This window comes from Nostoc sp. DedQUE05 (genome assembly GCF_034530955.1).
Classification (GTDB): Bacteria; Cyanobacteriota; Cyanobacteriia; order Cyanobacteriales; family Nostocaceae; genus Nostoc.
Genome location: NZ_JAVRCB010000037.1, coordinates 36,420 through 50,080, shown reverse-complemented (window position 1 = coordinate 50,080; position 13,661 = coordinate 36,420). Strand labels below are relative to the sequence as shown.

Sequence of the window (13,661 nt, the reverse complement as noted above, 5' to 3'; positions counted from 1 at the left end):
GTTCATGAGTACCGATTTTGTCCCCCAACCGCAGAACGACGATCGCTTTCTAGAAGAAGCGATCGATTTGTTACTGTTCTTGGAGCAGGAGTTGCCTAACTATACAAAAGACAGTAACCCCGGTACAGCTTTGGCTCTCATGGAAGCTGCTGGCTCTCTGCATTCGATTGCTATAGCAGCCGAACTAGATACCATTGCGATAGTTGCGGCTGCACTAGAAGAGATTTTTCAGCTTTTGCATCAGTATCGGGCAACTATTGACGCTCCAATCGCCTCCCTGTTATCGGAAGGATTAGATTGCCTACAGATGCTGCTGATGGCATTTTTAACAGCCTCAAAAATTGAGGAAGTAGAAATTCTGGAGCGGATGTCTGCCATTGTTGCGCGTCTGCAAGCAGAATTTGGCGATTCCCAGGATACACACCTTGAGACATCGCTAGAGCAACCGCAGGAACATCAACCAGTTATTCAGTTTAACGATTCCTTGCCCGAGCTAGAAGCTTCTATATCTCTACCAGAGCAAGTTATAGTTAAAGACAAGGAAAGTCTTGACAGGAAACTAGTAAGTGAAACTAACCTCCAGGTTAGTAGCTTTAGTCACCTAGATGCTGAACGGCTTTCTGCCAATGTAGAGGAACTAGTAAACCTGGAGGAAGGAGATTTTCATGCTTGGTTGGGGGATTTTTCCCTGCCTACTGAAACTTCTGTTGCATCCCTAGTTAAATCTTTGAGCGATCGCCATCCACTCTCTTTACAAGAATCGATTTCTACCATTCTTGCAACAAGTATTCCAGCCGCTATACCCATCAATATTAAGCATCTCGAACAACTAAACGCGCTAGTTGCAACATTATTAACTACATATAATCAGCAAGCCTGTCAAGAAGAACAACAGCAACATACGATCGGGCGGTTGCTCCGACAAGTTAAACGATTACAACACCTGCTCGATAACCTACAGGAATGGTCAGGACGTTTAGCAGCAATTTCAGATACCCTTTCTCCCCTAGCTGCTTCTCGCTCTCAGCAATTATACAGTACTCTTCAATCTGTCTTGGCCCAAGCGTCTCAGGTGGCATCAACTGTTGATTCGCTCAATAACAATCATCATCAACTCAAACAAGAACTCATACAACAGGAAAAGTTACTTAAGCATTCTTCCAATTTAGTCAAAACAGTTACAACTATTCCTTTAAAAGTAGCCTTAGAACCGTTGCATCGGCTTTGGTCTCAGTTACAAGCTTTACAAGATAAGTCTGCTAGACTACATTTACAAATTAGCGATATCCAAGTCGATCGCGCGTTTAGCGATCGCCTCCGTGTCCTTCTGTTGCATATAAGTTGCTATTTACTAGAGCAAAGCATTGAGTCTGGTCAAACGCGCCAACACCTTGGTAAAAATAGCAACGGTATCATCGAAATTCAAGTTTATCAGCAAGGAAATCAACTGATTATTGATGGGTGTGATGATGGCGCAGGACTTAACTTATCTCAAATTTATCAACCGGCTTTAGCCCAGGGGTTCGCCCTGACAAAACCAGGGGATATGTTACAAGTGACTGAACTGGTACTTGAGCCAGAGGTTTCATCTGTTTTGTGCGATCGTGCTGCCTTAGAGTTAGGAGTAGAATTAACTGAAGTTTGCAAGCAATTAACAGCTATTCAGGGAAGAATAGTATTGAAGTCTAAAGCTGGACATGGTACAGCCTTCTCGCTCCAAATTCCCCTCGATCGCAAAATTGCTCAACTTATCGTCTGTCAAGCTAACTCCAGAGTCTATGCATTTATTGCCGATTCTGTAGAGCAGATTTGTCTATCCCAGTCCGAACAAATTATCCAAACTCAAGCGGGACGGATGTTATTATTGCAGTCTTCTGGCACCAGTGGCTTGCTTGGTTGCGATCGTGAGGATCTAACAACAGAAATGCTCGTCCCTATCTACTTATTGACTGATGTGCTGACTTGTCCTAACCACCTTCCCACCTCAGTTACTACTTACAGTACAGATACACTAAATGCTTTCAAACAGGATAAGCCGTTATTAGTATTTCGTTACTTAGACAAACGATGTGCTTTAGAAGTAGATTGCATCATCGGCAAGCAATCCTCTGCAATCCATCCTCTGGGGGAAGCAACCCCGGTTGCTGCTTATATCCAAGGAACTAGCATTCTTGCCAATGGGCAACTTAGCCTGGTTTTGGATGGTCAGCTTCTCACAAAATCTCTAGCTTGAATCAATACCTGCCGGAAAAACTAAGTTACGACGATACTATTCTCAAATACTTTTGCAGTCTGGAAGACCCTAGAATTGAGGTAAGTCCTACAGTAAATCTCAAATATTAAACTGATATCTATCCACGAGGCAGAAGAAACTACTTACAAAATTCCGTATTGTAGAATTGCTGTCTTAAAATCAGGAAAAAACGCTCGTGGTTCCCATTAGAGATAATAATCCGACAAAAATCACCCCTTATGTAACTTATGGGTTGATTGCTGTCAATGTCCTCGCTTTTCTTTATGAAGCAAATCTTCCCCCACAAGCATTAAATGGATTTTTACGCCTTGCGGCTGTAGTTCCACGAGAACTGACTTTAAGTTTTGCGGGTATCTCTGTACATCAACCAGTACCAGAGTGGGCAACTTTAATTACCTCACAATTTTTGCACGGTGGTTTCTTACACTTAGCTGGCAATATGTTGTTTCTCTGGATTTTTGGCAACAACGTTGAAGATAAGTTAGGTCATGCCAAATATTTACTGTTTTATTTATCTTGCGGTGTTTTGGCATCTTTGACCCAGTGGTTCTTCGCTCAAGATTCTAGCATTCCTTCTTTGGGTGCAAGTGGTGCGATCGCAGGTGTTATGGGTGCATACATTCTCCGCTTTCCCAACGCCGAAGTTCTTGGTGTAGTACCTTTAGGGTTTTTCTTCCCAACTTTCCGTGTCCCCGCATATTTCTTTTTAGGATTCTGGTTTCTCGAACAAGCTTTCTACGGACTTACCAGCCTGGAAGCACGCACCAACATCGGTATGGAAAGCGGCGGTATTGCCTACTGGGCCCATGCAGGCGGGTTTATTTTCGGGGCAATTCTCGGCCCACTGTTGGGTTTATTTAGCGATAAATCTCAGGAAGAATCTTGGTATAAGTAATTTTTCATAGTATCTTTGTTACCCTCAATTATACTGATTAATTTAATAGGTGAAATTGTTTAACCTTCGCAACTGCTAGCCTGACAAGCTATATTGCAGTTAGTCAATAATTTAGGAAAAACACCTGTGTTTCCCCTCTACGATGAAAATCCGACGCGAATCACCCCGTATTTCACCTATGGGTTAATTGGCATGAATGTTTTAGTTTTTATTCACGAGGTGAGCCTGTCACATCCACAATTGAGTCAGTTTTTCAGTGAGTATGCAGTAGTGCCTCAAGAGTTAACCACCAATTTGAATGGAGAGTGGATAACGTTATTTACGTCGCAATTCTTACACGGTGGTTGGTGGCACTTAATCTCAAATATGGTGTTTCTCTGGGTTTTTGGCAATAATATTGAAGATCGATTGGGTCATGCCAAATATCTGATTTTTTATTTGGCGTGTGGTGCTTTAGCTGCCTTGTGCCAATGGTTTATTGGGATGAATTCTGAGATTCCTTCCTTGGGGGCAAGTGGTGCAATTTCTGGGATTTTGGGTGCGTACATTATCCGCTTTCCCCACGCTCAAGTCATGACTTTAATATTTTTGGGGTTTTTCATCACCACAATCAGAGTTCCAGCACTAATCATAATTGGAATTTTTGTTGTGCAAAATGTCATATCCGGTCTTGCTACCCTCCAAACAGCCGCTAATATGACTGTGCAAACTGGTGGAGTTGCATATTGGGCGCACATCGGTGGTTTTGTATTTGGGGTAATTCTTGCTCCCTTATTTGGCTTGTTTCGGCGCGACTAAATACACCATTTCCTGAAACTCTTAGCAAAAAAATTGCTACCTTTCAATGTTCTGCGAGACCCTTCTCTTTCAAAAACGCTAAAGCGAACGCCAACGCGAATGCGATACTCAAGTTAAAATTTCCACATTTGAAACTATTAGTTTTTGTTGGCACTCGCTGAAACTTCTTCTGACTGTTCTACCTCAGATGTAAATGTTGATGATTTTGCAACTTCTTCACGTGCAGAAACAATGATATCAGCACCATTGATAATTGCTCCCAATAACCCCAGTTCAGATTCAACCAATTGATCGATAGCTTCACCTAGCATATTCTCTTGCGTATAGTTTGGTCGCGCCACCAGTACGATCCCATCGCTGTAGGGTTGAATTAACAATGGGTCATTGGATATGCTGAGAGGACTAGTATCTAAAATGACTAAATCGAACCGTTCGCGGACATCTTCTATCAGCCGCCGCATTTCGCTGGATTCAAGAATAGCAGCGGATTGCCGTACTGGGCCAGGGCTGGGAAGAATGTATAAATTTTCTACATCAGGAACTAAACGAATACATTCACTCAAATTAGCGTAATAACGTAGGGGTTCAATAGTGGCTTCAGGGTCAGGAATTACTTTTAAAGATGTACAACGGGAAGGCGATCGCAAATCTGTTTCGATAATTAAGGTTCTTTTACCAGCACGAGCGGAAGCAACACCCAAATTATAAGCACTTGCCGTTTTCCCCTCTAGGCTACTGGTGCTAGTAATCAATACTACCTTTAAGTTTTTACCACCAATCCGGCGCATATTACTACGGAATTTCTCATAAAATTCTAAATAAGGAGAATCTTGGGAAAATACTACCGGTACAGCATCTGGCTCCAAATCATCAACTGGCATTAAAGGCAATTCTCCCAACAGTGCCACTTCTCGTTGCTTAAGGCTCTCGCGGATATCCTCCCTGGTTTTGAAAGTGCCTTCCAGCGCTCCCAACAAAAATATCACCCCGCCACCAATCAATACACCTAAAAAACCACCCACAGCCAGGGTAATAGGCACACTCTTCGGAGGTTTGGGATCGACAGTGACTGCGGGGCGTCTGGCAATACTGAGGCTGCTAGTAGTTTCTGCCTCTGCGGTTTTCGCATCGGTTAGCTTCACCTGCATTTGGTCATAGATGGCTTTTTTGAGTCCAACCTCCTGTTCTAAACGCGATCGCTCTAATTGCTTATTGGGTATCAGAGCATACTCTCGCCGGAGTCGCGCTTCTAGTTGGATTTCTTGAGCTAGTTGTTGTTGCAGTGTCTCCCGTTGGGTTTGTAAAGACACCATTTGGTTTGCCAATTGCTGGCGTGTTGGATCTAAGCTGCTTTGAGTCCGAATACCTGCAACGCTACCCTGAAGCGGAGCTGCCGTTCCACCACCACCTAAAACTTCAGCAGCACGTTGTTGGAGTAATTCCTCAGCAGCTTGTTTCTGACGAATTAACTGCACCATCGTTGGATGTTCTGGTCGCAAATCTTTTCTGAGTACAGCGATTTGCGATTCACTTTGATAAATTTGCGCTCGTAAGTTCCCAATAATTGGATCGGCACTCAAAGCAGAAGAAACATAAGCTTGTCCGACTGTTAAGCCTAACTTATTTTGTAAACTGCGAACTTGACCATCAACCCCAGAAATAGTTAATTGAATTTGCCGTTGGAGATTTTGGCTGGCAGTAATGGCGCTTAACAAACTGCCATTCTCTGCTGCTAAGATTGCTGTTCGCTCGACGCGATCGTACTGTTCCAGCTTCTTTTCAGCAATTTGCAATTCCCGTTTAGCTTGTGGTGTGCGATCGTTAATCTTTTGAATAATTGCTTGTAAGCGCCCAGTATTGATGTCACTGCTCAACTTGATCATTGCTTGCATCAATTCTGTCAATACTTGTATGCCTCGTTTGGCGTCACTATCTACATATTTAAGTTCAAAGGTAGAAGATTCTAATTCTCCACTCTTAGCATTTTTTTTAGGTAGAGCAAGAGCAAGACTTGCACCGAGTTGTTTCGGTTTGACACCGACTTTCTCAGCCACACCTGCAATTATCTGGTTTGATAGTAAAACTTCCTCATTTAGTTCCTTCCCTTGCTGTTGGATTTCATTACCAGTTGCAGAGAAAGAAACTGGCGGCCCACTATAAGTAAGTGCCCCAGATGCTATATAGCTAGTAGGTGGCTCTGGTTGCATAGCTACCACAGTTGATCCGGCGACAACTAAACCAAAACTAGCTAGTCCAATCCATTTATATTTATCAAAAGCAATCAGATAGCGTTTAACAATTGGTGGGGTCATGGTCGCTTCGCTCCAATTCAAAATTTAAAATACAAAATTCAAAATTTAGGAAGCACCAAACAAAGATAGTGGCTTTGATACAAGTATGCTATCAACTTCCTACTGTATATATCGGTTGATATCTTTAAGACTTTTCCATTAATAAATTCAAATATTCAGTTAGAGATGTGGTTTTTTACACTCCAAACTATTTCTAGGTTGTATCCTTCTTTAATGTTACTAATTCGATCCACCACCGATGTTGTCAAAAAACCGGAGAAAAGATTGAACATTGAAGAAAGGTTGGGTAATGGTGGTCAAGAAATTAGTAATTCTACCAATGAGGTTCCGACCAACAACAATAACATCGTTATCTTGAAGTGCTACATTTTGCGATGCATCACCGCCTAGAGCTTTTTTAGCATCAAGTTTTTGGGTAACAGCTTTGCCTCGTTCCGAATCAAAGCGAACCAGAGCGATATCTCTCAGATTAGCAGTGTCTAGATTTACACCTCCCAAAGCATCTACAAATGTACTGCCGTTAGGCAGTGCTTGAATGGAAAGACCACCCGCAGCGTAGTTTAAAACTCGGACTCTAATCTGTGGTGTAGCCAAGGATGAACGTGCTACTAAATTGCGGTCATAACCATCCTCACTACCAACTTCACGACGGGGTACGAGTATCGCATCTCCGTCTTGTAAGCGTAAATTCGGGATTGAACCGCCATTTTGCAGTGCTGCGTATAAATCAATCGTTTGTGAAATCACAGAACCATCGATTAACTTTCGGCGTACTTGCACTTGTCGCAGGTCTGCATTCAACGTTGAACCACCAGATACTAGCAAAGCATCAGCAACACGAGGTGTTGGTGAATTAATTGGATAAATTCCTGGTCGAAATATTTCCCCACTAATGGTAACTTGAACTGGTCGCGTTCCTGCCAAGGATACTACCACGATTGGATTTGGGAAAAAGCGACTCAAGCCCAGGCGAATTTTTTCTTGAGCTTCTTCTAGAGTTAAACCTTTTAATGACACCGTTCCCACTTGTGGCACGATGATGTTGCCTTCTGGACTAATTACAGCCTGAAAACTGAGGTCTGGACGCTGCGTTACTAAGGCTAAAACTATGATTGGATCGACAACATAACGATTTAAACCCAAGCGAATTTTTTCTTGAGCTTCTTCTAGGGTTAAACCTTGTAAAGAAACTGTTCCCAATAACGGCACCGCAATATTACCTTCTGGGTTGATTAAAGCTTGAAAGCTTAAATCTGGAAAGCGCTGAACCGAAACGCTAATTCCATCCCCTATGCCTAAGCGGTACGGGCCGGGAGGACGCTGAAGCACAACACCAATTGCATCTCCTGGCCCCAAGAGGTAGCGACTGAGTTGCGGAGAAATTTCTTCACTTACACCACTAGGTGCAACTTCATTAACTGGCACAGGCGAGGGGAATAGGTTTGGTGATTGTCCTTGAGATCGAAAAGGCTGGGCGACAACAAGTTGGATAGGTGTTGTTAAGAAAACTCCTACTTGAAGACTGACAAAACACAAGGCGCTGAATCCACGCATATAATAACTAGCATCTATGAACATTGGTGCAGAAAATATTTAGATAGAAATTAGTCGCGCCGAGTGGTTATTTTACTCTAAAAATGCCTTCAATGTCTCTTTTACCTACAAGTATTTACCAAGAAAAAGAGAATAATTTTGCTAAATTTAATTTCTAACTTGATGTTGTTAACATCATTTTAGATGAGTTTCAGCCTGAACACAATTTATAGAGATACTCTTGATAAATCTCTGCGCAAGGGCATCAAAACAGACCCTACAAAGGGCCTGCCATTAATGCAGCTTGAACTGTTTCCCCAATAGACTGAGCTAAAGACCAAGATGTTTCTACCTGCCCCAAAGGTTCCATTGGAATCAGAATGCTCACGCCAACCCAAGGAGTGCGTTGCTTGTGCCATTGTGCTAGTTGATCTGCCAAGAACCAGTGAAAAGGTGATGGATTTCCACCGTCTGGCATCGCATACCATTGCAAAACAGCGAAGGTTTGCTGTGGTGTGGAGGCGCGAAAAAACCTAGCTTCTACTTTAGTTTCGACATTAGAAGCCAACTTTGCAGATGGTTTCACAGTAAATTTGGCAGAACGAGATTGAGCTACATCCCACTTTCCCCAGCGTGACCTTCCCCAGCCGTTAACATCTGTCCACTCTACCTCTGGTTGATCCATAGGCCCATTTTGCGGCAATAAAAGCAGGATTGCCTGGGATTCGGAACCTTCTTTTTTAACTACCTGCAAAGACCAATTATGTTCGCCAATTTGCTGTTCTGCTTGTTCAATGGTTTGCCAACCAGGAAGGGTTAACCCAGTCTTGCGAATCTGTTTTAATTCGTGGAGGGTAGGAACAGGGGGCGGCTGTTTCCATTGCCAGTGTCCTGTCAGATATCCGGGAACCCCCGCCATTGCTAGCAGCAGTAGCAATAATAAAAGTGCTGCTACCTGAGTCAATTGGTTTTCCTTGAAAAATTTAGAGAAGGAAATCATCAGTAAAATTTGCAATACTTAGGCAAAATCTTACTTTATAAAATCACATTGTGAGTTCAGTAATATTTAGGACTTACGTATAAATGATGAAAGATTAAAAGAGTTAGGAGGGGAGAGTGAAGAACAGGGGAGAAGTTGCAGAAAATTTTCTCCTCTGCTCCTCTGCCAATGCCCAATGCCCAATGCCCAATTAGTTCTAAGTTTCTGCCTCTTGCTCAGTTTCTAGAGATGCTGAAAAATAGGTATTAATCCAATTCAGTAAGGGCACTAGTGACACCAACATACAAGCAGAGTAGAGATCGCCACCCCAACCTTCATGCAGCCATTTAAAAGCCGCTTCTTGACCCGTGCCGTGAAAGAAAGTCAGTAAAGTATTACGAATGATGTTGGCAGTAACACTAACGATCGCAGCAAGAGATAAAAACGATATAGTTGTTCGCCGTGAAGATAAAGCATCTGTCCAATAAAGCAGCATCAAACCAACGTAGAGAGTCGTAAACAACATTTTTAGCCCTGCACAATAGGGAGCGACTTCTACAATCCGTCCTCCCACGTAAAGATTGATCTCATCTACGGTTACTTCCATACCAAATTGATTCAGTATGAAGCCTGCTGTGCCAGCGATGAAGCTTTGCAGAGGCATGGTATAGGGAGCAATGAGATAGGGTAATGCTGTTGGGGTGGCTAAAAATACTAGTAATAGAGGGAATCCTTGTAATCGCAAACCTGCTATTCCCTTAAACCACAAGCATAATCCGATTAATATCGCGGGCAAGGAAAGGTTAACCCACTCTGTAACACCGCTAAGATAAAAAATTGCCCCTAATAACAATAAAACAGCGCCCAAAGGATTGATGGTATCTGGCAAACGTCTCCACTTTTTCCGGTTCATCCAGCCCAGATAAGCCGCAAATGGTAGGCCAATAATTCCGTGGCTAAAATATTCGTGTTCTGTACTGATATTTTTGTGCAGCCAACCATCCAGCCAGTGTAAGAATATTGGAGCATAAAGCAGCAGCAAAACGCCTAAGATAGCTAGATTTAACAAGCCTGATGCATTTATATTTTTAACCTGTTGCTGGAGTGCCATGATTTTCAGTATTAGTCATTGGTCATTGGTCATTAGTCATTGGTCATTAGTCATTGGTCATTTGCAAAGGATAAATGAGAAAAGACAAATGACAAAGAACAAATTAAGTATGAATTAACTTCAGGCTACCACGCTGCCCAGGTCAGCAGTAGATAGATTATCTGCCTGATAACTTGTTGAGACTGCATTGGCGATCGCTGCTACAACTTCTTTGACTTGGCTACTACTCAAACCAGGATACATCGGTAATGATAATATTTGCTTTGACAACTTCTCTGCTTGGGGAAAATCTCCCGGTTGATAGCCTAAATTGGTGAATGCTGGCTGGAGATGACAAGGAATTGGGTAGTGAATACCAGTTTGTATTCCCGCTGCTGTGAGTTTTTCCTGGAGTTGCTGGCGTTCTATTGGGCAAGAATCATCTACTTTAATTACATAAAGATGATAAACGTGTCCTGTATCACTTTGATTTTCTATAGGAATAATTCCAGCAGTTGCCAAGGGTGCTAGTTCATTATCATACTGCTGGGCAATAGTCAGGCGATCGCGATTCCACTGCGGCAAATATGGGAGTTTTTTGTGCAAAATTGCTGCTTGCAAAGTATCCAAGCGGCTATTCGTACCTGGTTCAGTATGAAAATACTTTTGCGATGCACCATAATTTCGCAAGCGCACCATCTTCTGGGCTACATCTGCATCTCGTGTCAGCAGCATTCCTCCATCCCCAAATGCTCCCAAATTTTTGCTGGGATAGAAACTAAAAGCTGCTGCTATTCCTACTGAACCAGCGTAATATCCGTCTCTTTGGGCGAGATGTGCTTGGGCGGCATCTTCAAAAATTAGTAGTTTGTAGGTATCAGCAAAGTTCACTAAATCGCGTGGCGATACCATTTGTCCATAGAGATGTACAGGAATAATTGCTTTAGTCTGAGGCGTAATTGCCTTTGCTGCGGCTTCTAAATCAATTAAAGCAGTTTGGCGATCGCAATCTACCAAAATTGGCTTGGCGCCAGCACGTAGCACCCCAATTAAGGTGGCGACAAAAGTATTTGCGGGTAAAATCACTTCATCACCAGCACCAATATTACACGCTTGTAATCCCAGAGCGATCGCATCTGTTCCTGATGCTACACCAACTCCATAAGCCGTACCAGATACTGCCGCAAATGCTGCTTCAAAATCTGAAAGTGCTTGTCCTAAAATAAAATCTCCCCGTTCCAATACAGATTGGATTGCATCTTGCAATTGCGTTTGAATTGGTTCATGTTGTAACTTTAGGTCTACAAAAGGAACTCTAATAGTCATTTTATTCATTATCAGTCGTCCTCAAAAAATGTTTCCTCACATGGAAAAAATAGAAAACCTTGTACAATTTTCGGCATGAAATTGTCGTAGATTTAATCTATTTGGATAAAGGCTTAGATCGATTATTTAGTCGGTTATGGTTTTCAAAATCACGCCCTCTTAATTTGAGTGCCCGAAGTTGCCATCGGACTTCTCTCAAAATTCAAAAAGTTCAGAAACTGGGCTTTTCAATAATTTGGTAGTTTGCTAATCCGTAGGGATATGGTTAGCCTATTTAGGTCATCTTGCACTAGGATTATCATCTCTGGGTGCTAGTTGTTATCAGTAAAATGTCTATATTTTATTACATCAACATCTATTTTTTTAAGTAAATTTACCTTGAATGTTCCAGTCAAAATTTTCCCTTATATAGATAAAGAATCATAGCTCCTTTGTATTGTATCCTTAGCATTAGCTTACCCTGGCTGAATTCAAATCTAACGCAGTCTGATTGGAAAATCTCAAGCGATAAAGACTACATCAGTGCTAAATAAAGAACATTCAGCACCAGTAACTAGTAACTAGCAGACACCACATCTTGGCTTAATGCAAGGGAGAAAAAATTTTTGCCCTAAATTTGTTTGTCAGAGGCAAAATTAGGGAATGCTTAAAAATAGCAATTGATAACCTAGAAATAGGACTTGGATCAATTAACACGATAGAGAAATTATTAAGGTAGCAGTGGCAATGATAGAGCCTGAAAACAAATTATTTGCCCTAAAGGATGGTTGGGATTCTCATGAATCAAGAGAACAGCAACGCCTCAAAGCTTTGTCCGATTTAGGTTTGCGGCAACCAGAAACGATTCCGGTTTTTGAAGAAGCCACACAGACTGCTGCCCACTTTTTGGAAGCACCAATTTCGATATTGGGATTTGTGGATCAAGAACGCCATTGGTTCAAATCGGCGATAGGCTTATCTAGACTAGGACTAATGAATCATTTGGCACAAAGCCGCCAACTACTACGCCGGGAATCATTTTGCACTCAGGTAGTAGACAGCTTTCAAGTATTTGTAATTAATGATACGCATAAACTTACCGATCCAGTACTTGCTGGCAGCAAGTTAGTGCAAGATTATGGTATTCGTGCTTACTTAGGAGCGCCATTAATTGATGCTGAGGGACATTGTTTAGGTGCATTAGCGGTGATGGATTTAGTCCCGCGCAATTTTACAACCCGAGATATTGAGTTTTTACAAATCATTGCTCGTTGGAGTATGAGTGAATTTGAACGTAATAGACTCCTGCAAGGGAAACTCGAATCAAGCGCTGCCAAGAACGTTCCGATATTTTCACTGAATGAGGAACGTAACACTGATATTAAAATCACTGCATCCGCTCAAGATAACGACTCTGTTTCTACTAAGCAACTGAAGCTAGAACTTTTGAGTCAGCTAACTCAGGAATTACGCACGCCCCTAACGTCTGTACTCGGTATGGCTAGTGTTTTAGGACGTGAGATTTATGGGCCTTTGACGACTAAGCAGAGAGAATATTTGGAAATTATCCAACACAGTGGTCGGTACTTACTTTCCCTAGTAAACGAAATTACCGAACTAGGAGCGATGGACGAAAACTCAACTGTACTAAATTTAGCTCCCGTGGATATTGAAATGCTATGCCAACAAGCTATCAATACCCTAGAAGAAGTAGCTAATCGCCGCGAGCAAGATATTCGCCTGTCTATAGAACCAGGCCGCAATCGCATTTGGCCTTTAGATAAAGACAAGGTGCGGCAAATGCTTTATCATCTGGTTTTCAGTGTGATTCAACTTTCGGCTACAGGTAGCATTGTTCGCATTCATGTTTCTTATAAAGAAGATACGCTCAACATTACTATTTGGGTTTCTCATCCCTGGTTAGGGGATGGCATAACAGAGGTCGATCCTTACTTCCGTCTCAATTCTTTGTCGCTGCTGGAGCTTACAGGTGAGATTGCAACTTACAATACTCATACAGAAAGACAAGAACAACTAGATACTTCATCAGTAGCAGTGGAAAATTCCAAAAACTTGAGTGATTCCCACTCAAATTTCTTTGCTAATAGTTCAGGTATAAATTTAGCTAAATCACATGGAAGTCTTTCTCGTGAAAGTTTAGGCCTATTACTAAGTTGTCAACTGGCAGAATTGCACGGTGGACATATTTTGATTCAAGGTTCACCAGAATCAGGATATCGTTATGTGCTTTCTTTGCCACTGCAACTAGCGACTTCCTCACAAGCAATTAGCGATGTCTAATTGTGGGGATTGAAGAAGGTGGGGCCCCCTCTGGGGATAAGGGGTAATGGAGATTGGGAAAGACGTATTTTCTATTTAGATTTGATTAATTCTCTGTGTGCTTCTGCGCTTACCTATGCCTTTAAATTTCAACCCTCAATTCGCCACTATTTTACATCAAGCTGTACTCAGTATATGAAGAACTATTCTTAACT

General features: G+C 42.1%; 9 protein-coding genes. 4 read left to right on the top strand and 5 right to left on the bottom strand.

What is annotated here, in order from left to right:
- The first annotated feature begins 4 nt into the window (after positions 1–4).
- The 3 genes from RMZ42_RS24605 to RMZ42_RS24595 all read left to right on the top strand — a co-directional run bounded on the left by RMZ42_RS24605 (position 5) and on the right by RMZ42_RS24595 (position 3,947).
- Entirely contained in the window at positions 5–2,233 is a 2,229-nt protein-coding gene (locus RMZ42_RS24605; RefSeq protein WP_322673873.1) for a chemotaxis protein CheW, read from the top strand.
- A gap of 196 nt (positions 2,234–2,429) precedes the next feature.
- Positions 2,430–3,149, top strand: coding sequence for a rhomboid family intramembrane serine protease (locus RMZ42_RS24600; RefSeq protein WP_322673872.1), 720 nt, complete (start codon positions 2,430–2,432; stop codon positions 3,147–3,149).
- Positions 3,150–3,275: 126 nt separating this feature from the next.
- Positions 3,276–3,947 carry a rhomboid family intramembrane serine protease gene (locus RMZ42_RS24595; RefSeq protein ID WP_322673904.1) on the top strand — a complete coding sequence of 224 codons (672 nt, stop codon included), beginning with the start codon at positions 3,276–3,278 and terminating at the stop codon, positions 3,945–3,947.
- Between the two features lie 137 nt (positions 3,948–4,084).
- Here RMZ42_RS24595 and RMZ42_RS24590 read toward each other — a convergent pair whose 3' ends face one another.
- The 5 genes from RMZ42_RS24590 to RMZ42_RS24570 all read right to left on the bottom strand — a co-directional run bounded on the left by RMZ42_RS24590 (position 4,085) and on the right by RMZ42_RS24570 (position 11,196).
- Positions 4,085–6,259, bottom strand: coding sequence for a polysaccharide biosynthesis tyrosine autokinase (locus RMZ42_RS24590; RefSeq protein WP_322673871.1), 2,175 nt, complete (start codon positions 6,257–6,259; stop codon positions 4,085–4,087).
- A gap of 219 nt (positions 6,260–6,478) precedes the next feature.
- The gene (locus RMZ42_RS24585; protein ID WP_322673870.1) at positions 6,479–7,837 is read right to left on the bottom strand and encodes a polysaccharide biosynthesis/export family protein; all 1,359 of its coding nucleotides are present in this window, start codon (positions 7,835–7,837) and stop codon (positions 6,479–6,481) included.
- A 232-nt stretch (positions 7,838–8,069) separates the two neighbouring features.
- Positions 8,070–8,792, bottom strand: coding sequence for a cyanoexosortase B system-associated protein (locus RMZ42_RS24580; protein WP_322673869.1), 723 nt, complete (start codon positions 8,790–8,792; stop codon positions 8,070–8,072).
- 196 nt (positions 8,793–8,988) lie between these two features.
- On the bottom strand, positions 8,989–9,882 hold the full coding sequence (gene crtB / locus RMZ42_RS24575) for a cyanoexosortase B (protein ID WP_322673868.1): 894 nt from the start codon (positions 9,880–9,882) through the stop codon (positions 8,989–8,991).
- A gap of 120 nt (positions 9,883–10,002) precedes the next feature.
- Positions 10,003–11,196: a DegT/DnrJ/EryC1/StrS aminotransferase family protein gene (locus RMZ42_RS24570; protein WP_322673867.1), complete on the bottom strand. Its 1,194-nt coding sequence runs from the start codon at positions 11,194–11,196 to the stop codon at positions 10,003–10,005.
- 717 nt (positions 11,197–11,913) lie between these two features.
- Between RMZ42_RS24570 and RMZ42_RS24565 the strand changes: the two genes are divergently transcribed.
- Entirely contained in the window at positions 11,914–13,467 is a 1,554-nt protein-coding gene (locus tag RMZ42_RS24565) for a GAF domain-containing sensor histidine kinase (protein ID WP_322673866.1), read from the top strand.
- Positions 13,468–13,661 lie beyond the last annotated feature (194 nt).